This window comes from Paenibacillus sp. FSL H7-0690 (assembly GCF_037980415.1).
Lineage (GTDB): Bacteria > Bacillota > Bacilli > Paenibacillales > Paenibacillaceae > Paenibacillus_AQ > Paenibacillus_AQ odorifer.
The window spans coordinates 1137773-1163611 of record NZ_CP150281.1 but is presented as its reverse complement, the minus strand read 5'-3'; the positions used below and the strand labels follow the sequence as shown (position 1 = coordinate 1163611).

Genomic DNA, 25839 nt, shown 5'->3' with positions numbered 1-25839 from the left:
CCCGCTGAGGTTATTTAGTATGCTCTATTAACAGTTATATAAATTCAAATAATTGCTTATTCTCTGGAGTACACCTGTAGCTCTTGAATAGACCAATAATTCCCGCCGGCTCCGTTCTGTACAATTTTGACATACCTCGTCTTCACTTTAGAAAAGGATATCTTAGTAAGCTCTTTCGTACCTTTTCCAGACGTGAGTTTTTTCCAGTTTTGAGCATCGTCAGAAATATAGACTACATAGTCTCTTGGATAATCAAACGGTGATAACGTGCTATCCAAATCTATTCTTTCAATTTCATGTGCTTCACCCAGATCAATCTGAAAATACTCTCCGGATACCTGATGTTTCCCCGTATCCCAGCGCGTGCGCCGATCCCCATCGATAGCCAGACTAGGAGCTGATGCTGCCGTATTCACATTTGAGGATACCTTCCATTTAGTACGATCCAGAGGAACCAGTCCAGTGGCTGTAATCTGAACTTTATCGGACAGTAAATTAGAGCCGGATACCCTTACCGCGTAGGTATATAACGTCCCTTCACGTAAATTATGATCCGTATATTCTGTAAGCTTCACATCGGTGGCCACCACCTTCATTTCCCCGCCGCTACCTTCAGCGCGAAGCAGCTCATAGCTTGCTCCTGGTGCCTCCAACCAATTTAATTTTACAGCTAAACCTTTTGTTGCTGCGGCTTTGAATCCTTTAGGTGCCGACGGCTTTACTTCAGAGGAAGGCTGCAAAATATACTGCACAGCCTCTCCTGGAGCAAGGGTCTCCGTAAAGGTTAACGTAGGAGTAGCCTTTTTACCTGTTACATAACTTCTTGCTTTTTCATACGTATCCCCGTTTCCAAAACGTTCCCCTTCATACACCCCGTTTTTCGGCATAGTCACATTTACACTCACAGTTTGTGGAGTAGATTCAAAGTTAACGAAATTAACCAGCACCTTATTTGAGGTCGCTCCGCTTCCCGCAAGAGGCTTCAATGTAGAAGTATCCACGGCCCGAACATATACCAGCTTGTCGGCTAACACATCTTTGTTGGCAATTTGATAAGTTAGCGGAGCTCCATGTGTAGCATAGGCAAGACTGAGCCTTCTCATGATGCTGACACGTGAATCCTCATTTTCTTTTGTATAATAAATCTCTGTGGTCGCCGGATCATGCTCTTCTAAATTAAACCCGTATTTGAATAAACTGAAATCCTTAAAAAAAGCAGCATGCTGCACAAACATATCCGCATAACCAATATGTGCACGCATGATCCGGTCGAATACAGCCGCTGTCCGCTCCGTTGCCCCGTATTGATAGGCATCCACATGACTGTCCGAGGTACCAAATTCAGTGGTCAGCATTTTTTTGCCGAGTCCATTGTCTGCGCCAGTGAAGGTCTTCAAATTCTCAGTAAAGCTTCCTCCATTACTAAAAATATAAGAGTCGCCGTAGGAATGTCCATTGGTCAAATCCGTAACCTTCTCCAGCTCCATACGTTGCTCTGGATCACGTTCCCAGCCATCCGGATCTCCACATTCCTTCCCAGTTCCCTTCTGATTACCGCAAGAATCCTCACTGTAGCTCGGCCAATATGCCCAGCCCGGAGCAACAGTTTGTAAATGGGGCGCGATTTGCTTGCCCTTTTTATTCAGCCAGTCCGCAATCGCCAGGTTCACTGCCTTAGAACGATTGAATAATCCCGGCTCATTATCTACCTCATAATATTGAAAATAGGGGCTATATTGCTCAAAATAATCTGTCAGCTTTTTCTCCGCGTCAGCAGGCAACGATCCATCTGCCTTAAGCTTAATATCACCAGTATGCAAATACAAAGCAACCGCCTGCATGTTGTAATCCTGTAATACCTTGTAATATTCCATCATATCCGAGCAGGATCTCCCGACATCACTGGCACAGCTAGTACGCATCACATTCCCGCTATAAGCCATCCCTAGCCATTTGATAACATAAGGCAAGTGCGTAACTGCACCTTCATCGAAATAAAATTGTTTATTATTCACTACTGTTCCCGTCAGTGTATAGCTGCCATGGATAGGCTCAGAAATTGGAGCGTTAAGAGATTCTAAACGGAGATTATCCCAAGTCCACCAGGAATATTCGTCTTCTTTGTCACTGCAATATAAACAGCGAAACGTTTGCAGCTTCAATTCATTCGTTCCTATCTTCAATTGCTCCTTGGGAATATATAATTCATAGGTCTTTTGAAAGTTATATTCGCTTTCTGTGCCAGCAACGCCCGCAATTTGAATGATTCCCGACAATTGATGATTGGAGAACACACTCATTTGCGGCACGGATTTATAAGCATCCAGAATACCTACGCTAAATAAGACCCCATTCTCCGGGATCTTATTTAGCTGATAGGTGATCGTTAATTCCGGCTGGGTCTTTCCATTCAAGCCTGCAGGCAAGCTCTGAAGAGCCGATGATTTGAGTACCGAAGAAGTAACATTAAATTCCTTCTTGCTGCCAGAAGTGCCACTCGCAGCGAATTCAGCTGCTGAGCCATCATGTTGTCCCAGATTCCAGATCACAGTACCATCCGGTATTTCTGCTGCAGCATCAGTTCCTGCAGATAGTCTCGGTATATTGGCACCTACCTTATAATCGTTTGTCCTATTCGTTCCGAAGACAGAGACAGACAACAGAAACAAGACGGTTAATGCGGCGAATTTTAGTAATAACAGTAATGGTTTGTTTGCAGATATCTTATTTTTTCTATTAGATATTCTCCTCGTTATTCCCATCCATAGGTCCTCTCTTTCTTCCGGAATGTCTTACCCTATCATTTCATTAGATTAAGGAAGGAACAATGCCCCTTGTGGAATTACCTGCTGCTTCTGGCGGGAACTCTCCCATAGCAAACGAAGATTGGCATCTCCTTCATTCTCATAATATTCAATTTGGATATCATAAAGCGTTCCGGCTGTGAGTGGGATACTTCCTTTATGAAGGGTTGCACTTTGATTTTTCCAATTGTCGATGATCAGCTTTCCGTCAATCCAGACACGGACTCCATCATCAGAGGATGCCGAAATCGTATATTTTTCACTGAATTTGGGTTTGAGTTTCCCTTTCCAGCGTACAGAAAAGTGATCTTCATTTATCTCTGAGGCAGGAGACCCGCCATGCCAATTAAAATCAATCTTACGGTCATTGCGGATAAGTACCGCTTCTCCCTCTAAATCAGTATTGTTATAGTATTCTCCAGTTAAACCCGTTAGGGTTACCGGAGTTACGGGTGCTATCGAAGGATCTCCTGTTGTGAGAACATAGTCCTCTCTTGATACTATAAACGAGTCTTTCATAAAGCTTTTAATTGACTGTAGCGTATTATTTTCTGTCAGTAATTTTCCCCAGGTCATCATATAGACCCATTTATTTTGTTTCTCAGTTAATACATCCGGGTTCGGCAGTTGCCCACTCTCCCCGATTCCGATAGGTTTACCCTCGGCCAATGCGAGCAGATCCTCATAGTAAGACTGTTTATAATCGTTATTGTAGATATCCGCAGCCAGAACATCGAGTTTATCCCCACCGGGATAATATGCAGCATATGGATCTGACCATTCATTCGGCGCATTCGGATTCCACACCCACAGTAGATTATTTAGCTTGTGTGTGTTTACAAAACGATCATAGACAATACTCCACAGCTCTGAAAAATTGTCCTTTTTCCCCCACCAAAACCAACCACCATTCATTTCATGGTAAGGTCGCCATAAGACCGGAACTCCGGCATCACGCAGCTGACCCAAATATCCAGCAACCTCGTCTAGATCTGAGATTAGCCTCTTATACTGAGCTGTCCCAGGTGTAACATAAGCATTAAATTTCTCTTGACTGAGACTTCTGTTTACATTGGACCACTCTGGAGAGGTTCCCGGTAAGCTCTGATGGAAGGTCATCGCTACAATGCCACCCTCTTGATGCCATTCAATTGCACTGTCTATAACAGCTTGCCGCTGTTCTGCGATCGTCTCTTCGGATTGATTATTAATCGCCCCTAATTCATAACCATGTAGAACAGCATTTTGTCCCGAAGTATTCTTCAGCTTATGAACCAGTTCATCTGGACTTTCTAGATAATCATGCTGGCCGGACAAGAGCCCTTTGCCACGTAGATTTACCAAATTACTTAGCAGTTGCTTGGCTTCTTCAGAAGCCGAAGGATTACTTGGTATAGCCGGAGGTAGGGAGGAAGATACACTCATAGCCTTCGGAAGACTTTTAACCTCTCCCCAAGGCAGCAAGGAAAAAATAATAAAGACCGGTAACATAGTAAACAACAATCTGTTTTTCTTATAATATTTACGCAAATAAATCCTCCTTTCGGTAGCTGTACTGCCTCCACAGGTGTTAAAAACATACCTGTTATCGGACAATCGTCTTCTGACCTAATGAGGACTATAGCTTAGTAGCTCTGCAATAACGCAGAGCCACTAAGGATCGACCTTTAATTTTCATCAATCAGGAGACATCCGGAAGAAAAAGTGCACTTGCTGGAACTGTCTCTTTAGCTTGACTAGCACTTTCCCACATCAAGCGGACTCTCGCATCGCCTTCATTCTCGTAATACTCCACCTTGATATCATATAGCTGGCCAGCCTTCAGCGTTATAGTGCCCTTACGCTCAGTACCACTTTGCTTAGTCCAACTATCAATCACGGATTCCCCATTCACCCAGACACGGATACCATCATCTGAGGTAGTGTAAAATGTATATTGCTCATTATATAATGGCTTAATTTTACCGCTCCAACGTATGGAGAACCGATCAATCCCGAGGGCGGCATCCGGGGAGCCTTGCCGCCAATTGAAATCGATTATTGCATCAGTTCTGTTAAGAGCTGCTGCTCCCGACAATTGCATGTTGTTGTAATACTCTCCTGCAAGCCCCTTCGCGAGAGGAATTGCTGCCTCCCCCTCTTCTTCAGAAGGTGCCGGCGCTGGTGCGGCGCTAGGTGTCGGTGCCAGACCAGTATTTAATTTATCTCTGGTCAGGGTATAGTTGCTATTCATAAATGTTTTGATTGTGTCTGCACTGTTATTCTCGTAGAGCATTTTTCCCCAGCTCATCATATACGTCCATTTACTTTGCGATTGCTGAAGCTTCTCCAGATTAGGCATTTCACCATTCTCCCCGATCGCAATCGGTTTGCCTGCGGCTAGACTCAATAAGCTGTCATAGTATTTTTGCTGGTAATCATTTTCGTATATATCTGCTGCCAGAATATCTACTTTATCAGCACCTGGATAAGTTAGCGCATAAGGATCTGACCAAACATTGGGAGCATTCGGACTCCATACCCATAACAAATTATTTAATTTATGAACGTTAACAAAACGGTCATACATAATATTCCATAGTTTAGAAAAGTTATTTTTCTTCCCCCACCAGAACCAGTTCCCGTTCATTTCATGATAGGGTCTCCAAAGCACCGGAACGTTGGCATCGCGCAAGCTTTTTAAAGAGACGGCCACCTTATCAAGCTCAGCGATCAGATTGTTATATTGCTTGGTACCCGGTGTAACGTAACTATCGAACTCACTCTGGCTAAGTGTTTTTTTCACATTATCCCAGTCATAAGAGGTGCCCGGCAGGTTAGCATGAAAAGTCATAGCTACGATCCCGCCCGCTTTATTCCAGTTGATGGCGCTGTTCACCACATTTTGACGTTGCCAAGCCATCGTTGCTTCGGACTGGCCACTGATCGCACCCATTTCATAACCGTGAAGAGCCGCATATTGTCCGCTGGTTCCCTTCAGCATATTGTTAATTTCATCTGGACTTTCTAAATAGTCATGTTGACCGGCAATAATACCTTTTCCTGAGATCGAGTAAAAATAGTTAAGCAGCTTTACGGCTTCAGGTGAGGCACCTGGGGTAACTGGCGTTCCAGAATTTGAAGCAGCTATGACAACAGACGGCGAAATTCCAACAGCAAGCGGAAGTGCAGTCAGAAACAGGACGAGTGACAGAAATGCACCAAACAATCGATACGTACGGTAAGCTTTCAAAATAATCTCCCTTTCGGTAGCCAGGCTGCCACTCTTTCGAAGGCCCTATAGCTTTGCGTCCCTACCTTTCGATAGGTTTGCCTTTTCAATTTAAGAGAAATAATCTCTCTTACCGTAAGTATCGACGACAATTAATGATATATTTAGTGTTTTTATGACTTTTTTTGATAATTGAGTCAATTTACCTGTTTCAAGAAATTTTGAATTGGTTAAATAGATAGGTTAGACCTATGAAATGAATTGTTGTAGTTCTATATCATTCCAGTCTAAAGTAATACGTATGTTATCTTCTTCTACTAATTCAGACCCCGTCTGTACCTCTATAAACTCAACATCCGTCAAAGCAAGGATCGCGTGCTTCGTTCCTTCCGGTATACGTACCACGTCCCCAGCCTTCACATTATGTTTTTTCTCATTCAGCACAATACTTGCTTCGCCGCTGACGATTGTCCAAATTTCACTACGCTTGCGATGTAATTGATAGCTGATATTATTCCCCTCGGATATAAAAATCCGTTTGGTCAGCACTTCATTGCCTTCATCATATTTCACATAATCAATAACTTTGTAATGACCCCAACGGCGTTCCTCGTACATCGGTCTTTGTTCAAAGGTCTTCAGCACTTCTTTAATCCGTGGGCTCTCAGCTTTATGGGTAACTAGAATCCCATCCGGGCTAGCCGCAATGATCAGATCCTTCGCACCAATTACCGTAATCGGAATGTCCAGCTCATTAATCAAGCAAGTCCCCTCAGAATCCGCCGTCACAAAACCTTTTCCTACATGCTTGCTGCTCATTTCCTCTGTCAGCGTATTCCACGTTCCAAGATCCTTCCAGAATCCATCATACGGCTGCACCACAATATGTTCTTCTTTCTCCACCACTTCATAATCAAAACTGATGGATGACAATAGCTTATACTGCTTCTGCAATTCTTCATATCCTAAAGGCAACCCTTTACGCTGCAAAATATCTAACAAGTACCCTAAGCGGAAGGCAAACACTCCGCAATTCCACAAGGCATTTTGCTCGATGAGCTGTTCTGCTTGTATGCGGTCAGGTTTCTCTTGAAAGTGACTCACCTTCATAAAACCATTTTCCCCCGCCTCTTCGGTGGTAGGAATAATATATCCGTATTTCTCTGAGGCATGTTCAGGAACAACACCCATTAGAGCCAGATTTGCTCCACTTTCCAGCATGGTCCCCTCAAGCATAGCTATGGTATCGAAAAAAGATGCTTCTACATAAGGGTCAACAGGCAATATTGCTACCGTCTCCGCTGGAGAAACACCTGCCACTGAATAAAGATAGGTAGCTGTTAAGGCGATAGCCGGAAAAGTATCCCGACGCTCCGGTTCAACGATAATCGGTACATGACTTCCCAGTTGGCTTTGTATCATTTCTACTTGGCCACGGCCGGTGGCCAGATAAGATGATTCTGCCATCCCTGCTTCCTCCAGCTGTCTCCAGACACGTTGTACCATGGATTCTGGTTCACCTTGAGGGCTTTCAAGTACCTTTAGAAATTGCTTTGAACGTGAGTCGTTGGACAACGGCCATAACCGTTTACCTGAACCGCCTGATAGAAGTACCATTTTCATAGAATGAACCCTCCTTGAATTATGGAAATCGAGCATATTTGAATTGTTATCAAAACGTCAGCTTCCACTTAGCCTTATTTCGAGCGGATGCACTAAAAAAATTTGTTAGGTAGAAACCACTCCAAGGGATTTTGGACTTCCGATCGCTGTTATCCTCAGATTTCCTGATTGAACCGCTTCTCGCGGTAGAAATCCGAGGATAGCATATGCTTTCGAAGCTAGCTTTCCTACGGAAATCTTTCGGGCGAACACTCCGTTTCTACAGTTCCAAATTCCCTTTCCGTTCTTAACCTAACCAACTTCTTCTTAATACTTGATCCGTGCGTACCGGGCTGTACCAGCCGGAAGCAAGCACGTTTTTCTATAGATTTGTTTCTGCTCCGGGGGAGGCAGCTGCAACTGCAACAACTGTAAGAACAACTGCAACTACAAGAGCAAGACTAGTTGCCACCACAGAGACAATGACAACTACAAATGCTACTGCTACTGCGGTATATAATCAGAGTACCTAACTTTATAAATTGCTTAGAAACTTAAGATAAGGGAATGGAGTGACGGAGGGGAATTTTGGAACTGTAAGAGCGATAGCGTCCGCCTTTGTCTGCGGATTTCTACCGCTATCAGCGGTAAAATCAGGAAATCTGCAGACAACAGCGGCTGGAAGTCCAAACATTCTCTGGAGTCACGGCTCATCCCTAAATAGAAAAAACACAAGTTCAATCAATATAACTTAGATTAAACCGCTCCAGCCACACTAGCAGAATAACCGCTCAATCCACCCATCTGCGGGCGACCGACAGAATGATAAACGAGGCCGGTACCCTCAATTTGCTCCTTGGAATACACATTGCGTCCATCGATCAGCACCCCATTGCGCATGCTTTTCGCCAGCTGATGCAGATCAATATCCTTGAGTAGGCTCCAATCGGTCAAGAGGCATACGGCATCGCTGCCCTCAGCCGCTTCCTCAGGCAGATTGCACCAGCGAAGCTGCGGATGATCATATTGCTGCCTGAAATTTGTAGCTGCGATTGGATCATATAGTTTGACTGTTGCCCCTTCAGCCACCAGTGCCTCAACAATCTCTCTGGCGGGAGCTTCGCGGACATCATCAGTATTAGGCTTAAAGGCAAGCCCCCATATCCCAATCGTCGAACCGCGCAGGCTGCCAAGTGATTCATGCAGCTTGGAGATGATCATAAACCGTTGTCCCTTGTTCACTTCGACTACAGATTTCAATAATTTGAATTCGTAATCGACGTTGCCCGCAATTTGAATGAGCGCATTAGTGTCTTTCGGGAAACAGGAGCCTCCATAACCGATACCAGCCTGCAGGAAGGATGACCCGATTCTTTGGTCCATCCCCATTCCTTGTGCTACCTCGGTTACATCAGCTCCCACTTTTTCACAAATATTGGCGATCTCATTAATAAAGGAAATCTTCGTGGCCAAAAATGCATTCGAAGCATATTTGATCATTTCAGCACTGCGTATATCTGTTACAAATACATTTTCTGTGAAACCCTTATGAAGCTCGCGCATTGTTGGTTCCAGCTCTGGATTATCAAGGCCAATGATAATTCTATCAGGATGGAGGGTATCGCGAATCGCTGACCCTTCACGTAAAAACTCAGGTGCAGACACGATATCAAAAGAATGTTGGGTATACTTAGAGATCATTTGAGAGATTTTTTCATTTGTTCCTACTGGAACTGTAGATTTAGTCATTATAATTTTGTGCCCTTCCATCGCTTTGGCGATTTCAGCGGCTGCACCCTCAATGTAGGTTAAGTCTGCTTCACCGTTAGGCAATGATGGCGTACCTACAGCAAGAATGATAATATCTGAACGGCGCACCGACGCTTGAAGATCTGCAGAAAAAGATAACCGTTCCTCACGAAGATTCAGTTCAATCAGTTCCTCGATTCCCGGCTCATAGATGGGCGATTCCATCTGTTTCAGCTTCTTAATCTTTTCCTCGTCCTTATCCACACAGATGACATGATGTCCGCCCAGTGCAAAGCACACGCCAGATACAAGACCCACATACCCAGTACCGATTACTGTCAGCTTCATATAATCATCCTCCTTTTAGAAAATTGACGTACGCCTGCTCAACATACTGCTTGAACTTAACCATAAACGCCTGCTCATCGAATTTACGTGCATGCTCCATAATTTGATCGATATCCCAAGCGTAGGACTCTACCTCATAAATAGCCTTAAGTAGATCCTCCACTTCTTGATGCTGAAAGAACACACCATTTACATAAGGAATAATAGTATCTAGTGCCCCACCTGCTTGATAAGCAATTACCGGTCTTCCTGCAGCGTTCGCTTCCAGCGGTGTAATTCCAAAGTCCTCTTCTCCTGGAAAAATAAATGCTCTACACTGTGCCATCATTCCAGTTACTTGTTCATCTTCTAGCCGGCCCAGAAACGATACATTATCCTTAGCCATGCCTTCGAGACGCTTGCGATCCGGTCCATCCCCTACGATATAAAGCTTAAGACCGTTACGATTGAAAGCCTCTACTGCCAGATCAATCCGCTTGTAGGAAACAAGCCGGGAGACAATTAAATAGTAGTCACCAATGGTAGAAGAGCTTGTAAACCGGGCTGTATTAATCGGTGGAAATATGACATCTGCATCCCGGTGATAATAATTCTGAATTCTCGTCTTCACTACTGAAGAATTGGCTACGAACTGATTCACATTTTTGGAAGTCCGTTGGTCCCACGTTTTGAGCTGCTGCATGTATACCTTAAGCATTTTTTTGAACAGCCCGGAATTCGACTGACGTTCCATGTAGGTGTCATAATCCCATGCGAAGCGCATAGGCGTATGGCAGTAACAAAGATGAAACGTATGTTTAGGAACTTGAATACTTTTCATAAAAGCACTGCTGGAACTCAGGACGATATCGAAACCGCGAAAGTCCAAATCACGGATGGCCATTGGATAAAGTGGCAGCACCCCTTTAAAATTGGTCTTTACCCCCGGAATCTTTTGCAGCCAGGAGGCACGGATATCCGCATCTTTGAGATTGTCAGTAAGGCGGCTTCCGTTAAAAACCGTTGTGTAGATTGGAGCCTCGGGATACATGTGATGAAAGACTTCCACCACTCTTTCCGCGCCGCCCATTTGGATTAAGTAATCGTGCGCTATCGCAATTTTCATGTGAATCATCCTCAAAGTTTTATGGAGCATCATCTTCAGAATTACCGCGTCATCTCATCTGTCAGGTGCCCGCCAACAAACCTTTATAGTAGTCAACGATGTCCTTGACCGTATTCTCGATAACAAAATGCTCTTTCACTCGTTTCATCCCATTGTCCGCCATCCGCCGTCTTTCCTCTGGGTGATCCAGCATCCATTTAATGGAGTCTGCCAGTATCGCCGCGTCACCAGGCTCTATCAGTAGCCCTGTCTCACCTTGAACTACAATTTCTACCGGCCCGCCTTCATTGGAGGCGATCACCGGCAATCCCGCTGCCATTCCTTCAACGATAACTTGGCCAAAAGGCTCAGGAGTTACCGAAGTGTGAATCAGTAAATCAGCAGTATTCATAAGGCCTTGGATATCATCCACATGCCCTAGCATGCTTACATTAGTAAGCTCGTCGTTTTTTATCTTTTGCAGCAATTCCTGCTTATAGGCCTCTTCTCCAAACAGAGCGTCTCCGGCCAGCCAGAATTTCACACGAGGTTCATTCTTAAAGCTTTTTGCGGCTTCCAGCACAATATGCTGACCTTTCCAATGCGCCAATCGACCAACTAGCAGTACGTTAAAATCCTTCTGGTCCCGCATACCGATCCCATTACCAATCGCTTTAGCGAAAGCGGAGTATACGACCAGCGTTTTTTTGGAACGCGGCAGCTCCAAAGCATTCAGCGTAGAATGTGAATTTGCGATGACTCCATTGGGCAGCAGACGCGACAGCAAACGAATGCCTTTGGCAACGATAGGCTTTAAATAAGGAGCTCCAATATGATCCCGGATGTGCCAGATCAATGGAACGCCCGCTATTTTTGCAGCGATGGCTCCGTATAATGCAGATTTCAGGGAATTGGTGTGCACGCAATCTACCTTCTCCGCTTTTAAAAGCGGCGCAAGCTTGCGGCCATAAGCCAACAGCTTGAAGGCTGCAGCAGGTGCTCCCAAGTTGACTGCATTTCTACCACGACTTCTGATGCTCTCATCCAGCGGAATAATACGGACATCCATTCCTTTTTCACGTAGCCGTTCAGCCAGGGCACCATCCTCAGCCAGGATTACCAGGGGATCGATCTGTTCTCCAATATGGGTAAGGATGTTAAACAGGGCAACTTCTCCACCACTCCATTTAGCAGTGTGATCTATATAGGCCACTCTAAGCATTACGTGGTCACCTCCTCTCCTAAGGCTTGTAGGAACACGGATTCTACTTGATCCGTAACATGCTCCCAGGTGTATCTCTCCAGTACATGCTCCCTACATTCATCCCGGCTCGGAAGCAGCTTTCGATTGCTAAGCATATGGATCATGCCTTCAGCCATGTGGTCGCTACTTGAACTCTTAAATAGCAGCTCCGGCCGGAAGCCTTGCAAAATTTCCTTATTGCCGCCAATCGGTGTAGCCATCACTGGCAATCCTGAAGATAAGGCTTCAACGGTAATCAAACCAAAGCCCTCCAATGCCTGTGAGGGAACCACGAACATGTCCGCTGCCTGATAATAAGAGGCCAGTTCATGATCAGGAATGTAGCCTAGCAGCCTTACCTTGTTGCTTAAGCCATAGTCGGCGATCTTTTCTTCCAGTTCCCCCCGCAACGGCCCTTTACCACCAATCAGCAGAATTGCATTCGGGAATCGCTCCGCAACTTGCTTCCAGGCTTCAAGCAGCTGGAGTAGTCCCATCCGATTGACCAACCGCCGGACAGTCAGCACGGTTGTTGCTCCCTCAGGTAAATTCAAGGTTCGGCGAATCGCCAATCGATTCGTAGCGGGGATAAAACGTTCCACATTAGCTGCGCCTGGAATCACAATAATTTTGTGTAGTGGCACTCCGTGCAGCTTATGGAGAATATCGCGGAACGTCTCACTAAGCACGATGAACTTATCCGCAAGCTTATAGGCTCTATGTTCAATGGATTTGGCGATGGTTGTTTTGACCCGGTGCTTAATGCCTTGGCCTTCGATTTTCATTTCTTCATTCCATGGGCCATGAAAAGTCATCACTACAGGAATCCCACGTTTCTTTGCTTCCAGGGCTGGACCAATACCATAAGGAGCAAAGTGAGTGTATAAAATATCTATACGGCCACTGCCCTCTCCCATCAGATCGGCCGCCTTACGCTGGAAAGCATCCTTACGTTTCCAGATCCCATCTTTTGGATCTCCGGCATTGTGAATAATCAATTCCTCAGGGGTAGCAGGCGTCTCTTGACTGCAAATCAGCGCATGCACCCGATTACGTGAGGAGAGTTGCTCGCAAACGGATTTGAAATACGTGTTAAGCCCACCCGGCTGTAGCGACGGCCAGCTAAGGCCTGTCGTCATAATGTTCAATCCGTCACTGTACGGCATAGCTTCTCTCTCCTTTATTCTCCTTCTCGGTCTGACTCGTCTTCGCATTGTGCTGAGTCAGCTTTCCCGATCTAATTAATTCGTAATGCTTGAAGCCGACCATGAATTCATACATGACCCAGAATACGGATACTCCGAAACCTGACATTCCCTTCTTGAACAACCCGTGTAAGAAATACTTTTGCAGGAAACGGGCTGGTGGTCTTAACAGCAGATGACTGACCCGAAATCGTTTGCCCTTGGCATACGCACTTTCAGCTTCCAAGTCAGTGTACTTATTGAAACGTGCCACATGATCGTTAATACTGCGGTAACCATAATGCCAGAGGGTTCCTGTCAAACGTATGGTTCGCTCTTCAGAGACCTCGGGCATCTCGTGCACCAAGCTATTTCGAATGCCATACGCTTTGCGGTTGTAAAGGCGCACTAGATATTCGCCACGATCCAGCCATCTGCCCATAAAATCACCGATCCGGTAGATAGAATAGGCAACCGATTGATCCATAAGCCCCGGTTTCAGTTCAAGAATACTCGCGGCCAACTCGTCGCTGACCACTTCGTCAGTATCAATAAGGAAGACCCAATCATGAACCGCGCGTTCTACTCCGAACTCCCTCTGTTTCGCATATCCGGGCCAAGGGTTGACGTATACACGACAATTCAAGCTTTCAGAAAGCTGTACTGTCCCGTCTTTGCTGCCTCCGTCAATCACAACCACCTCGTCGGCGAATAACCTGCAGGATTGTATGGCCTTAGATATTCGAACTTCGTCATCCTGAGCGATGATGACAGCCGATATTGGATAATTGCCTTGGCCGCCTACCACGCTTTTTACTGAATCCATGAAGGTTTCCTCCTTTATCTTTCGCATTATCCATTCATATCCATAGGTTTCTTGCGAATGTAAGAATTCATCGTCGTCTTCATCCACTGAATGTCCTCCCGGGTAATGAGCAGCCGCGGAAGTTTAACTTTTAAGGTGTACTTTATATTGAGAACAATGAAGAAAAATCGCAGGATTGCTGATGACAACATCGCTATCCCTGCTCCGAGTAAGCCAAATTTAGGGATGAGCAGGAACAACATTGGGATAACCAAAAGTAAGCCGAAACCTTGAAGCATCGAAACCACTTTTGGCTTGCCTAACGCCATAAATGCCTGCGCCAGAATGATCGTCCCTCCGCTAATGGTCACTTCAAGGAGCAATAAGCGAAACACGGTTAATGCCGCATTGAAGTCTTTGCCGTACATCAACGGAATTACTAAAGGGGCTAAGAGCATCAGGAATACTCCGCCAAGCATGGTGAAGGTCGTACTTATTCGGAAGGCTTTGAATGTTAACTCAACTGCCTGTTCTTTGGACAGCTCAGAAGCCTTAGGAAACAACACGATCGTAATTGAGCTTGAGAAAAAATTAACCATTCGTGATAGACTCACAGCCACTACATACAGCCCCAAATCAGCAGGTCTTAACAAACCGGCAATTACGATCTGATCGATATAGGTAGAGAAATTGCCAAGCAAGTCATTGCCGTAGGAACCAAGTCCGTAAGTAAACAATCTTTTTAAATTCTGATAGGCCCCTCTCATCTTCACCTTATAGGTACGAAGCAAGGAAATCGTCATTCCGATAAACAGCGGCGCTCCCGGAAGAAGATAGGCAACTGCAGTTGTAAATGGATTCATCTGATCCAGCACGATCAATATCCCGATCATCGTCAGTGTAAGCAACGGCACTAGATAGCGAATCCAATTAAACCTCTTGTATTCGCCTCTGAATTGAAAAGCTGCATTGTTAATTTGAGAGATCACTATAATCGGACACAGAATCATAGACCACTGAGCAAAGGTCACGACCTCCGGACTGAAGGATTTCAGCCAATAAGGCAAGACCACGATACCTATAATCATCGCTATGACTCCAAAAATGGTACCGAGCAGCAATGCCATACGATAAAGCACTCCGGCATCCTCCGGATTTTTCTTAGCGTTATAGATGAGAGCTGAAGGAATGCCAAAGCTCATGCTAAACGCCAGAAACTGTGACCAGTTAATCATTGCCGTCTGTTCCCCACGACCTGTCGGTCCAAGATAACGTGCGGTCAGTACACCAGTTAACATGTTAATCAATAGGATCATGACACTGACAAACATAGTTTTTACGGCTGCCGAGCTGTTGTCCTTGCTCTTGGCGAACAGTCTAAAAGATGACCAGATTGTTCTAGCGGGGAGAGATTTTGCATTCAACTGCTGCATACGGTGTTCCCTTCCTTCTACTTTGAGTAATCTCCCTTGCGCTGAGGCCAAGACCGATCAGCATCCAGATTAAGTATCCCTTGAGTCCGGGAAACCCATTATCTGAAACTAGACTGACAATCGCACCGGTCCAAGTAGCTAACGCAAGTCGGGCGTAGGGCTGCAATTGGTCCCTGCTGATTACTCTAGCGAATATCTGTTTGACAACTGCGCCTAAAGCTCCGAAGAAGAAAACAGCACCCAGAACACCAAAGGTAAGCAGTAAAGCGATAACTCCGTTATCCATAATTCCGTACTCTCCAAGCTCGCCGTCATTACCAAGCTTAGTCCCTTGGCCTACACTACCAATTCCCTGACCTACTGGATTGGCGGCAACCATCGGCAGCATGTTTTGCCATAAGCTTAGCCGTTCATTATAAGAGTGATCTTCTTGAACAGAAGAAAGTGTCTCTACCCGAGCAACCAGTCCTTCGGCACCAGGCAATTTCGGCACAACCCAGAACAACGCAGCAGCCACAAAAACTAATTGGATCAAGGTTTTCCACTTTCCCTTAGAAGGAGAGGTTCCAATATACATGAGCAGCATCACCAGGAGTATCAGCCATGCCGCACGTACCAAAGTAGTCAGCAGGCAGATTACAACTAGCAGAACGCCGATCCAGCGCAATGTTCCCCGCCATTTTTTCTCCAGTATCATCGGAACTAAAGCAAACGCTAAGAAGGTTGCAGCCGGTCCGGGCGAATTCAGCGTAGAGAACACTCGGATTTCCAATGGATATGGATTTCCGATGGACATCATATCCGCATGTTTCATCCAGAACACATCCCAAGGTGGCACCGTCAAATACTGAACAATCCCGTAAATGGCAACTAGGACTGCAATATTGGCAAAAGCGGTAAGCAGTCGATCGATATCCTTCGGCTTGAACTTCGTGACGGCAAAGTACGGCAATAACAGCAGTGGCACAATATAATTCGCTAAGTCATAAACTGAGCCCATGCCATTCTTAGCCAAACCGATTAAAGCACCATAACCCAGCGCAACTGCGAACATTAACATGATCCGCGTGGAGGCTTTTTGAATATTATGAATCTCCTTCAGCAGCGGAATGATCAAGGTTACACCGGTTAACAAGGGAGCTAAGCTCAGCAAGGATACAGAGTGATACACTCCTTCTGACCAGTCAGCAATGCGGCGCAGCTCTGGAGCTACGGCCCAGATTAGCAAGGTATAAGCAACCAGCATTTTCGGTCTAAGTATGGCTAACAAGAAAGCTGGGAATAGGATGGCTGAGAGAATGGCTCCCTGCAGACTGTTCGATGAACTCAGCATCGCACTGGAGAAGCCGATGATCAGCGGAAGAGAGACACCTACAGCAGCAGTCCCCCCTATTAATCCAACTGTCTTGATGAACCTAAGTGATGGGGGCGTAAATACACTCATTCCAAGCCTCCTTCCTTCACCTTATCCCGCTTACGCAGTTCCTTAAGTAATAAAAGTAGAAATTGTGCATCGTCCACAAGATATCTTTTCCAGAGCCGGCCCGGCTCCTGGCTAAGCCGCCAGAACCATTCGAACCCTGTTTTTTGCATGAAGCTAGGCGCTCGTTTCACTGAGCCTGACAGAAAATCAAAGGTCGCTCCCACTCCGATCGATATCGGAGCTTGATAAGAGGTATAGTGGCGGTAAATCCACTTTTCCTGCTTAGGTGCTCCTACACCAACAAACACGATATCTGGCTGGCACTCTGTCAGCATTTCTATAATGCGTTCATTCTCCTCCTCATTGTGCTCGAATCCATAGGATGGAGAATAACAGCCAACCACATTTATTCCGGGATGTGCTGTTTTCAAATTCATCGCTGCCCGTTCCGCCACGCCTTCAGCTGAGCCTAAGAAGAACAGCCGGTACTTCCTTTGCTCAAAGGCGTTGCCCAATCGATTAAATAGATCCGCGCCGGATACCTTCTGCTTAAGCGGCTTGCCTAGCATTTTGGATGCCCAGATCAGTGGCATTCCGTCAGCAACAACTGCGCCTGCCTTCGAATATACCGTTTGAAATTCTTTATCCTTACGAAGCTTGATCACATGATCTACATTGCAAGTGAGGATATAAGACTGATTCCTCTCCTGAATGGTTTTATCAATGTAATCAAGCAAATCCATGAAATCATAGTTATCAAAATTGACATCGAACATATTCACTTGACTCATCGTATCACTTCTTTTTGTGGGGAATCGGTTGGCTGTGAAGATCGATACAGGCAGTTCAGGTACCAACAGAACGGAATAATAAATTGGACCGTCGACAGCGTGTTATCGGAGAATGAGTAGATTAAAAACGCTGCAATAAATAACAGATAATAAGGTTTGATCGGCGGAGCCAATGCTCTGTACACCAGAATAAATACAGCCAATAAAGAGAACATCAACAGAATAGCGCCAATATATCCCCCATCGAAGTAAAAGCGGATATACTCGTTGTGCGGAACTACAAAACCCTTATACAATGTTCCATCATTTGCTACCGTCACTGCTCCAAGCCCTCTACCAGACCAAGGAGAGTCCGCAGCCTTGTTTAAGAAATACTCCCATGCCTCTGACCTTCCTGATAAATCAACAGCCGTATCTGTCTGTCTCTCAAAGGAACGTTTCTCAAAATTATCGAGCTGCCAGAAAACGGCGACCATAATCAGGAAAAATGCACCCATCAACGGAATTAGCAGATAGGTTCTGCCCTTCAAATATTGGCGGAGAATATCATAGAAGTAATAGAGAACGGTAAGTCCAAGTGCCAATATAGGCCCTCTTGTTCCTGTTCCAATCAAGATAAAGAAATTTAGAACTAACATGATATAGAAAAAGCGTGCTTGCTGCGGATTCCGCTTCACCTCTATAAATGGAATCGCTACTCCCATAAAGGCCAGCATCGCTAAATGCGCAGGAATATTAGCCCCCTGAATCCGTACAGCGCCTGTATACTCGATGTTGAGAAAATTATGAACATGCGCAAGCTGCAGCAACAAACCAACCACTACACTAATAAGGGGAAGCATACAGATAATTTTGATTTGCAGCTCGGCTACATTCTTTTTCCAGTTGATTAATAAAAATACGAATGGAATGGATAGACCGATAAAAGCTTTAACTGCAATGGATGAGGTCATTTCCGGCAGCCAGATCGAAGACCCAAAGGTAATCACCAGCAGCGCTACCATTGCCCACAAGGGGTGACTCAGACGAAACCGCAAGCCATTGACCAGAATACAAGGAACAAGCAGCATCACGATAACCAATTTATAAAGGGACAGTATCTCCATTCCGAACATGCTGCCATCATATAAAAAGTTAATCGATATTGCCGTCGTGATTAGAACGAAATAACTGATCAGTTCAGGCCGTGAAATCGAGATTCCCAGCAAAATAATCAGAAGCACGGCAGCTATCGCAATCATCGGCTGGTAGATGACCGCCGTTCCAAAGAACAGGGCCGACATGAGATAGAGCATCCCGTATGGCAAAACATTTAATTTGGAGCCCCACTCAAAATTTGTCATGTTAATCCCTCACCCCGCTGCGGAATGCCTCTCCCGATTGAGAATCATATGAAGCGTTCCACGAATACTCTCCAGCCTGCATTTATTCAAAAGCCTTCTTCCTTTACTTCTTGAGAGGATAGAATCAGCCAGGATATACACGAGCTTAGCGGCTGTCTTTCCCACTAGAAGCAGCTTGCCTTTTAGTCCTTCGCTTTTCATAGCGTTAGAGATGCCTTGGCTATAATAGCGCCTCATAATCCAGTCTTCCGTCAAACGGGCCGCCGGCACGAAATGGTCAACCGCCATTTCCGGATGGTAGAGGATGGAATGCCCTTCTTTTTGAATCTGTCCGAATAACCAGGTCTCTTCACCAGAGAGCAGAGAATCACCCTTTCTTCCGAGATCTAGGGGAAAAAGACTGATGTCGAATACGAGCTTCCGCATCGCCATATTGGCCCCACAAGGATGAAGTTGCTTGGGATATTCCTTAATCCGGCTACCTAAATCAACAATCGTGTACGGAAGCTCAAAGGGTTTAATCAACCAGTCCGGACGTTTACTTTCAAATATCGGAGCGATTTTGCCTCCCATAGCCATGACCTCCGGTTTACTCTCGAAAGTACTGACAATCGTTGTTATCCAACGCTGGCAAGGTATCGCATCATCATCGAGAAAGGCAATCAGCGGCGATTTAGAAGCCAGAATTCCTGTATTTCTAGCCGCTGAAAGCCCCTGCATCGGCTCCATCATGTAGCGGATATCCACATCAGCTCCATGCTTTCCTATAAACTTTTTGACGCAAGCTTCAGTATCATCCTTGGAACAATTATCCACAACAATGATCTCCGCCTGCTCTAAGTGATCCAGCTTTAAAAGTGACTGAAGCGTCTTGATCAATAAAGGTGCTCTGTTGTAGGTACAGATGATAATGGAAAGCTTAGGAACGTCTCCGTATTCACGCATCGGCATTCACCTAATTTCCACATTATTAATAAGCATCTTTTGAACCGAGTAACATCAGTCCGGTTTTAGCAATGATTTTTAGATCCAGCATGGTGCTCCGAATATGGATGTAGGTTAAGTCCAGCTGTACCATTTCGTCGAAGCCGACACTGTTTCGGGCATTTACTTGCCAATATCCGGTACAACCTGGAGTAACCGTCAAACGCTGTTTGTCATAATCCGTATACTGAGCCACCTCTTCTGGCAGCGGAGGACGAGGACCGACCAGACTCATTTGACCTATCAGCACATTCCACAGCTGAGGTAGCTCATCGATGCTCGTCTTGCGCAGGAATCTCCCTATTTGTGTGATCCGCGGATCGTTCTTAATCTTGAACATGGCACCGCTCACTTCGTTATAGGCCATCAGGTTTTCTTTTAACTCCTCAGCGTTACTGACCATGGATCTGAACTTATACATCGGGAATTGCTTTTCATTCTTCCCAACCCGGTTTTGCCGAAAGAACACCTTTCCTTTCGGATCCTCCAGCTTGATCAGAATCGCCACGACAACAAATAATGGCATTAACACGAGAAGACCAAGAGCGGAAAAAAAGATATCGATCATCCGTTTCATTATCAAATAGGACTCTGCTTCTTTCCTTCTCTCATCGGTATGCAGCATGTAAAGTTTCGGCAGGACCGCCTCGTAGTCTTCCGGCAGTTTTTGCATGCTCATCCTCCTCATCTAAAATTTTGCGAACTCAACTTAACTACTCAAGCTGGTTTGTCCCATTTTATTCAGCCATTCCGCCATTGCATCCATCACCGGATAGCGCAAATCTTCGCTTTGCAGTGCAAATTCAAGTGTTGTCAAAATATATCCAAGCCGCTCGCCGACATCATATCTTGTTCCGTCAAAATTATAGGCATATACCCGTTCGCTCTGATTCAACTTCTGAATGGCATCTGTCAACTGGATCTCTCCGCCAGCGCCTTCTTCCATCAAATCGAGATACTTAAAGATCTTCGGCGTAAACACATACCGGCCCATGATCGCAAGATTGGAAGGTGCCGTACCTAGTGGCGGCTTCTCTACAAAATTGTTAACCCGATACAATTTACCGTCCTGCAAATCCGGTTCAATAATACCGTAACGATTCGTGAATTCATCAGGAATCTCTTGAACTCCGATAACCGAGTTTTGTGTTTCTTCATATTGATCGATCAGCTGCTTAAGGCAAGGTACGGCTCCTGTGACGATATCATCGCCTAACATGACACCGAATGGCTCATCTCCGATAAACCGTCTTGCACACCATACGGCATGCCCCAGACCCTTCGGTTCTTTCTGGCGGATATAGTGAATTTCTACCTTAGCTGAACGTTGAACCTCTTTAAGCAGATCCAGCTTTCCATCTTCCAGAAGCCTAGACTCCAGCTCAAACGCATTGTCAAAATGATCCTCAATGGCTCTTTTACCTTTACCAGTAACAATGATGATATCTTCAATACCGGAAGCAATAGCTTCCTCAACAATGTATTGAATGGTTGGTTTATTGATAATCGGAAGCATTTCTTTAGGCATGGCTTTCGTTGCAGGAAGAAAGCGCGTACCTAGTCCTGCCGCGGGTATGATTACTTTTTTTACCTTTTTCATCGCACTTTACCTCCTAAAAGTTTTGTGAGCATTAGCTTCAATGATTTGACTTCGTACAAAACTCACTTCGAAAGCATAAACTTAAGTTTTGTGAGCATTAGCTTCAATGATTTGACTTCGAGCAAAACTTACTTCGAAAGTATAAACATTTACTTCGCCTGGTTCATGGCAATTCCGATTAGATTAGAGCCGGTCTGTTCAAGCAGCGTCTTCGCTTTGCGAATCGATTCCCGTTTGGACTTTCCGTATCTGGCCACCAGAATCACGCCGTCCGCTTGAGGTGCCAATATACGAGCATCACTGAAATCGACTGCCGAAGGAGAATCCAGCAGGATCAGATCGTAGTTTTCTTTTAGTTCCTCAAGCAAAGCGGTCATTTTGGGGTTCCCCAGCAAATCCGGCGGACTAACATGAGTTTTTCCTGCCGGGATGACTGAAAGATTGGCTAAGTTTCCGAGGACTGCGATGTTATCTGCTTCCTCTTGCCCACTTAAATAAGCCGCAAGCCCGTCACTCCCCTCTACTTCAAACACGGTATGAAGACCGGGATGTCTCAGATTGCAGTCAACCACCGCTACCTTCTTGCCGTCCTGGACGAAAGAAACCGCGAGATTCGACAAGATTGTCGTCTTGCCTGCCCCAGCTTCTGCTGATGTAAAGAGCAGCACTTTTCCTCCGCCGCCCTGCGCTAGTTCAAGCTGACGTATATATGTGCGCAGTGATCGGAACGATTCGGAGATATGCGAGGATGGATTAACGTCTGTAACCAGACTCTTATTTAGCCGCAACATAAGCACCCTCCTTCACTCTGGTGTCGCCTGCCGCCTTACCCAAATCACGTTTGCGAATGGTTGCGATCGAAGCAATTACCGGTAGACCAAGGTCATATTCCGCTTCCTTTTCAGACCTTAATGTGCCGTTAAGTGTTTCCATCAGCAAAATAATTCCTAAGGCAGCCATAAGGGATACAACAAAGCTAATGATGAGATTCATCGCAAACCCGCCGTTCGAGGGCCCTGGAACATCAGTCGGATCGGCCGGTGTCAGCAAGGTAACATTGTCTACCCTCATCAGCGACGGCAATTCACGAATGAATGTCTGCGATACCGCATTTACGATCCCGGCAGCTTTGGTGTAGCTTTCATCCTGAACATTGAGGTTGATCACCTGACTCTTCTCTGAAGTTTTAATCTCAAGCTTCTGACTTAGTTCATCGGCCGTGAGACCAAACTCCGGGTGATTTTCTATTACGCTTTTCATGATGGTTGGTGATTTCATAATTTCCTTGTAACTCTCAATTAAATTCAGGCTAAAGCTCAAATCGTTAAGATTGTTGCTCTCGGGAGCTTTGGCAATGTTGTTGACAAGCAGCTGTCCGGAAGCGGAATAGACGGGTTCAACGAAGTTTTTGCTAACATAGTAAGTCGTAGCACAGGAGATCAAAACGAACACCATGATGAGCCAAAACCTTTTTTTAATCAGGTTAATGTAATCCAGAATCGTCTTTTCCACAGTAACCCTCCTTCCGCTAAAATTACATTCTGAAAGCATTCATGAAAGTTTCAGTTGTTGCTTTAATTCTATCAATCCACACCATTCGCCACATGGCTCATACCATCACTTTCCTCTTCACTTTGGAGTAAGACGTTATACCTCTTAAGAGGGGGATTAGGTATACTTTAGTGCCATATATAGGGCTGATTTAAGTTTTAACGCACAAAAAAACACGGACAACCTGTCCGTGTTCATGTACAATGCTTACGAATTATTTCAATTTTCACTCGTATGACATTTCATATTTGGTTAATCCGACAGCATTTGCATAAAGCGCTGCCTGTGTACGATCAGCCACCTGTAATTTTGCTAAAATCTGACTGACATGCTTTTTCACCGTAAATTCGCTAATGAAAAGACGTGAAGCAATTTCTCTGTTGCATGCGCCCTGCCCCAGCTCGATCAGGACTTCCTTTTCTTTGGGTGTCAATTCATCCGTTGGGCTGCTTCCACTCATGCGCATTTTATCTTCCATCAGACCAGGATCGTAATACTTTCTTCCCTTATGCACCAATTGGATAGCAAACAGTAACTCCTCAGGCAACGCCTCTTTCAGTACATATCCATCTACCAGTACTTCTTCAGCCTTCAGGAAATCCTCTCTGCTCGCAGATGACGTCAACAGAATGAACTTACTAACGATACCACGAGCACGTGCTGTCTTAATGACATCCAATCCCGATTCATCTGCTAGCTTAAGATCAATCAATACAAGATCAGGCTGCGTCTCCTCAATCACAAGAAGCGCTTCTTGGCCATTCGTTGCCTCACCTGCAAACTGCACATTCGGCTGCATTGAAATGACAGATGCCAGTCCTCTTCTAACTAAAGGATGATCATCTACAATGACGATTTTCACAGAAACGACCTCCCGCCTAAAGTTTATGCATTCTTTAATTCAGCTACACCGACAGGAATCGAAATCATAATTCTTGTTCCTGTGCTCTCATTACTGGACAACTGAAAGTCGCCGCCGAGCGACTGGGTCAAATATTGCATATTCTTCATGCCAAGTCCGCTTACACTATCTTCAGATTCAATCCATAACAAATCAGTATCAAAACCAACACCATTATCACAAATCAATAATCGAATCCAAGTCGGCTTTAGAGACAGTTCTACATCCACTCGACTGGCAGCACCATGCCTGATGGCATTACCAGTGGCTTCGGAGATAATCCGAAAAAGCGCTTTGTGGTAAGGATAAGGGAGACTGAAATCATCGCCCGTTATTTTTAAATCAATATCAACATCATTTAACCTGGATAAGCTCTTCAAATGTGATCTTACCATGCCCAACCAAGTAGGACCGCCACTCTTCTTGGAGCTAAGACTGTAGATCGTGATCCGCAGTTCTTTAGCAACCTTTGTAGCAGAATCATGAATAAGCTCAATTTGTTCTTCTAGCTCATGATCTGACATTCTCTTCCACGATTCCTTCAGCGAATGCGTCGCATACACAATACCAAAAAGGCTCTGCGATACACTGTCGTGCATTTCATCCGCAATCCGGTTCTGTTCGTTCGTGATGATCAACCGGTTCTCGATCACACCAAGCTCATGTCTTTCAAGAATATTCGCACTTAGCTCAGATAAGAATATCAATTGTTGAATATACCATCTGCGGCCTTCCAGCCCCTCTGTAGACTCCAGCTTGAGTCCAATCATCCCTACAAAACGGGTGCTCATCCGTACAGGCATCAGCAGGAAATCTCCTAATCCCGGCAGATTTCTAAAAATAGGCTCTCGCTGCAATCTCCATTCATGCTCATGTTTTCCCAGTTCTGAGAATAGGAACTGTTCCTCTTCCTGCTGCCAGCCGGTCTGCCTGCTCTGCGGAGCTGGTTCTCCGCTTTTCTTGGCGAACCAAAACAAAGCCTTATCCAGCTTCGTTAGCTTAACAACATAATCGGTGATCACTTGACCGATATTCATGAAATCATGTTGGCTTGAGGTTTCCACGATATGGTACAGGGATTTGATATGCTCCATCGTCTCTTTCGTGCGAGCATTCGATTCTTCACGTTGCCGCTTCATCCGATTAACGATCTGCATTATTATAACCGTAAGTACCAGTGTTAGAAACAGATTCCCATTTATAAATACAATTTCCAGAAAATTTCTGTTCGCAGAATTGATAAAAAAATAACAGAGCACCGCAAAAATACTGATGTAACTTAAGAGCAACGACCATCCAAAATAAATGGACAATGAGCCTGCAGCAATCAATACAGGATTTAGCACATAAAGCCTAAAAGAGCTTTCGTACCCACCCGTAAACAAGGTCAATGCGATAATTCCCACCATCTCTATACTAACAGCCAGGACGAGAGTCTTCGGCCTGCTGCGTAGCCTTCGATAACAAAATGAGAACGTTTGTGCAAACATAACAAGTATAGCAATAATAAGTGATTTATAAATTATGGAAGGTCCCGTCTGATCTAGAAGATACATGAGTGATGTGAGGGACAAGGAAAAATACCTGTAATACGCAATCAGTTTGTCTTCTGCAGTTGGTTTGATTTTCATCCCACCACCCTATTCTCCAGTTTTTTGGAAAATGCAAGATTGTACTGTGCTCGATAAAAGCATCATACATGAGAAAAATCACAATAACAAGTTGACATTTCCCATGTTTGCGCTTCCATTTGAAAAATAGTTACAAAAAATTTATTATTTTT

General features: G+C 45.0%; 20 protein-coding genes and 1 riboswitch. All 20 genes read right to left on the bottom strand.

Annotated elements, in window-relative coordinates:
* Positions 1–56 precede the first annotated feature (56 nt).
* Positions 57–2762 (bottom strand): discoidin domain-containing protein, encoded by a 2706-nt coding sequence (locus tag MHI32_RS05085; RefSeq protein WP_340011987.1) that lies wholly within the window; start codon positions 2760–2762, stop codon positions 57–59.
* 51 nt (positions 2763–2813) lie between these two features.
* Complete coding sequence (locus MHI32_RS05080) at positions 2814–4334, bottom strand: glycosyl hydrolase (protein ID WP_340011986.1); 1521 nt, start codon at positions 4332–4334, stop codon at positions 2814–2816.
* Positions 4335–4485: 151 nt separating this feature from the next.
* Positions 4486–6036 carry a glycosyl hydrolase gene (locus MHI32_RS05075; RefSeq protein ID WP_081387268.1) on the bottom strand — a complete coding sequence of 517 codons (1551 nt, stop codon included), beginning with the start codon at positions 6034–6036 and terminating at the stop codon, positions 4486–4488.
* A 12-nt stretch (positions 6037–6048) separates the two neighbouring features.
* A riboswitch (cyclic di-GMP riboswitch) is annotated at positions 6049–6128 on the bottom strand.
* A gap of 136 nt (positions 6129–6264) precedes the next feature.
* Positions 6265–7638, bottom strand: a complete 1374-nt coding sequence (locus MHI32_RS05070) for a sugar phosphate nucleotidyltransferase (protein ID WP_076129262.1) — start codon at positions 7636–7638, stop codon at positions 6265–6267.
* Between the two features lie 735 nt (positions 7639–8373).
* Positions 8374–9714, bottom strand: a complete 1341-nt coding sequence (locus MHI32_RS05065; RefSeq protein WP_076129263.1) for a UDP-glucose/GDP-mannose dehydrogenase family protein — start codon at positions 9712–9714, stop codon at positions 8374–8376.
* A gap of 4 nt (positions 9715–9718) precedes the next feature.
* A complete protein-coding gene (locus MHI32_RS05060) occupies positions 9719–10819 on the bottom strand; it encodes a glycosyltransferase (protein WP_036676592.1) in 1101 nt (366 codons plus the stop codon).
* Between the two features lie 61 nt (positions 10820–10880).
* Complete coding sequence (locus MHI32_RS05055) at positions 10881–12020, bottom strand: glycosyltransferase family 4 protein (RefSeq protein ID WP_036676593.1); 1140 nt, start codon at positions 12018–12020, stop codon at positions 10881–10883.
* Entirely contained in the window at positions 12020–13207 is a 1188-nt protein-coding gene (locus MHI32_RS05050) for a glycosyltransferase family 4 protein (RefSeq protein WP_036676596.1), read from the bottom strand. The genes MHI32_RS05055 and MHI32_RS05050 overlap by 1 nt, the downstream gene beginning before the upstream one ends.
* Entirely contained in the window at positions 13194–14051 is an 858-nt protein-coding gene (locus tag MHI32_RS05045; RefSeq protein ID WP_038568901.1) for a glycosyltransferase family 2 protein, read from the bottom strand. Before MHI32_RS05045 ends, MHI32_RS05050 begins: the two co-directional genes overlap by 14 nt.
* A 26-nt stretch (positions 14052–14077) precedes the next feature.
* A complete protein-coding gene (locus MHI32_RS05040; RefSeq protein ID WP_076307055.1) occupies positions 14078–15463 on the bottom strand; it encodes an oligosaccharide flippase family protein in 1386 nt (461 codons plus the stop codon).
* Positions 15429–16907: an O-antigen ligase family protein gene (locus tag MHI32_RS05035; RefSeq protein ID WP_076129265.1), complete on the bottom strand. Its 1479-nt coding sequence runs from the start codon at positions 16905–16907 to the stop codon at positions 15429–15431. The genes MHI32_RS05040 and MHI32_RS05035 overlap by 35 nt, the downstream gene beginning before the upstream one ends.
* The gene (locus MHI32_RS05030; RefSeq protein ID WP_036676606.1) at positions 16904–17677 is read right to left on the bottom strand and encodes a WecB/TagA/CpsF family glycosyltransferase; all 774 of its coding nucleotides are present in this window, start codon (positions 17675–17677) and stop codon (positions 16904–16906) included. Before MHI32_RS05030 ends, MHI32_RS05035 begins: the two co-directional genes overlap by 4 nt.
* Entirely contained in the window at positions 17674–19020 is a 1347-nt protein-coding gene (locus MHI32_RS05025; RefSeq protein ID WP_076307056.1) for an O-antigen ligase family protein, read from the bottom strand. Before MHI32_RS05025 ends, MHI32_RS05030 begins: the two co-directional genes overlap by 4 nt.
* 9 nt (positions 19021–19029) lie before the next feature.
* Complete coding sequence (locus tag MHI32_RS05020) at positions 19030–19965, bottom strand: glycosyltransferase (RefSeq protein ID WP_036676610.1); 936 nt, start codon at positions 19963–19965, stop codon at positions 19030–19032.
* A 25-nt stretch (positions 19966–19990) separates the two neighbouring features.
* Positions 19991–20683: a sugar transferase gene (locus MHI32_RS05015; RefSeq protein ID WP_076129267.1), complete on the bottom strand. Its 693-nt coding sequence runs from the start codon at positions 20681–20683 to the stop codon at positions 19991–19993.
* 30 nt (positions 20684–20713) lie between these two features.
* Positions 20714–21604 carry a UTP--glucose-1-phosphate uridylyltransferase GalU gene (galU, locus tag MHI32_RS05010; protein ID WP_042185171.1) on the bottom strand — a complete coding sequence of 297 codons (891 nt, stop codon included), beginning with the start codon at positions 21602–21604 and terminating at the stop codon, positions 20714–20716.
* Between the two features lie 149 nt (positions 21605–21753).
* The gene (locus tag MHI32_RS05005) at positions 21754–22395 is read right to left on the bottom strand and encodes a CpsD/CapB family tyrosine-protein kinase (protein WP_076129268.1); all 642 of its coding nucleotides are present in this window, start codon (positions 22393–22395) and stop codon (positions 21754–21756) included.
* Positions 22379–23116: a Wzz/FepE/Etk N-terminal domain-containing protein gene (locus MHI32_RS05000; RefSeq protein WP_076129269.1), complete on the bottom strand. Its 738-nt coding sequence runs from the start codon at positions 23114–23116 to the stop codon at positions 22379–22381. The genes MHI32_RS05005 and MHI32_RS05000 overlap by 17 nt, the downstream gene beginning before the upstream one ends.
* Positions 23117–23381: 265 nt before the next feature.
* Positions 23382–24017 (bottom strand): response regulator transcription factor, encoded by a 636-nt coding sequence (locus MHI32_RS04995; protein WP_036676623.1) that lies wholly within the window; start codon positions 24015–24017, stop codon positions 23382–23384.
* Positions 24018–24040: 23 nt separating this feature from the next.
* Positions 24041–25687, bottom strand: coding sequence for an ATP-binding protein (locus MHI32_RS04990; RefSeq protein ID WP_076137153.1), 1647 nt, complete (start codon positions 25685–25687; stop codon positions 24041–24043).
* Positions 25688–25839: the final 152 nt, after the last annotated feature.

Coding starts and splice junctions, on each gene's coding strand:
- MHI32_RS05050 (WP_036676596.1), bottom strand. CDS start 13,207: ATGCCGTACAGTGACGGATTGAACATTATGACGACAGGCCTTAGCTGG.
- MHI32_RS05055 (WP_036676593.1), bottom strand. CDS start 12,020: ATGCTTAGAGTGGCCTATATAGATCACACTGCTAAATGGAGTGGTGGA.
- MHI32_RS05065 (WP_076129263.1), bottom strand. CDS start 9,714: ATGAAGCTGACAGTAATCGGTACTGGGTATGTGGGTCTTGTATCTGGC.
- MHI32_RS05030 (WP_036676606.1), bottom strand. CDS start 17,677: ATGAGTCAAGTGAATATGTTCGATGTCAATTTTGATAACTATGATTTC.
- MHI32_RS05045 (WP_038568901.1), bottom strand. CDS start 14,051: ATGGATTCAGTAAAAAGCGTGGTAGGCGGCCAAGGCAATTATCCAATA.
- MHI32_RS05085 (WP_340011987.1), bottom strand. CDS start 2,762: ATGGGAATAACGAGGAGAATATCTAATAGAAAAAATAAGATATCTGCA.
- MHI32_RS04990 (WP_076137153.1), bottom strand. CDS start 25,687: ATGAAAATCAAACCAACTGCAGAAGACAAACTGATTGCGTATTACAGG.
- MHI32_RS05025 (WP_076307056.1), bottom strand. CDS start 19,020: ATGACAAATTTTGAGTGGGGCTCCAAATTAAATGTTTTGCCATACGGG.
- MHI32_RS05040 (WP_076307055.1), bottom strand. CDS start 15,463: ATGCAGCAGTTGAATGCAAAATCTCTCCCCGCTAGAACAATCTGGTCA.
- MHI32_RS05070 (WP_076129262.1), bottom strand. CDS start 7,638: ATGAAAATGGTACTTCTATCAGGCGGTTCAGGTAAACGGTTATGGCCG.
- MHI32_RS05060 (WP_036676592.1), bottom strand. CDS start 10,819: ATGAAAATTGCGATAGCGCACGATTACTTAATCCAAATGGGCGGCGCG.
- MHI32_RS05035 (WP_076129265.1), bottom strand. CDS start 16,907: ATGAGTGTATTTACGCCCCCATCACTTAGGTTCATCAAGACAGTTGGA.
- galU (WP_042185171.1), bottom strand. CDS start 21,604: ATGAAAAAGGTAAAAAAAGTAATCATACCCGCGGCAGGACTAGGTACG.
- MHI32_RS05005 (WP_076129268.1), bottom strand. CDS start 22,395: ATGTTGCGGCTAAATAAGAGTCTGGTTACAGACGTTAATCCATCCTCG.
- MHI32_RS05020 (WP_036676610.1), bottom strand. CDS start 19,965: ATGCGTGAATACGGAGACGTTCCTAAGCTTTCCATTATCATCTGTACC.
- MHI32_RS05015 (WP_076129267.1), bottom strand. CDS start 20,683: ATGAGCATGCAAAAACTGCCGGAAGACTACGAGGCGGTCCTGCCGAAA.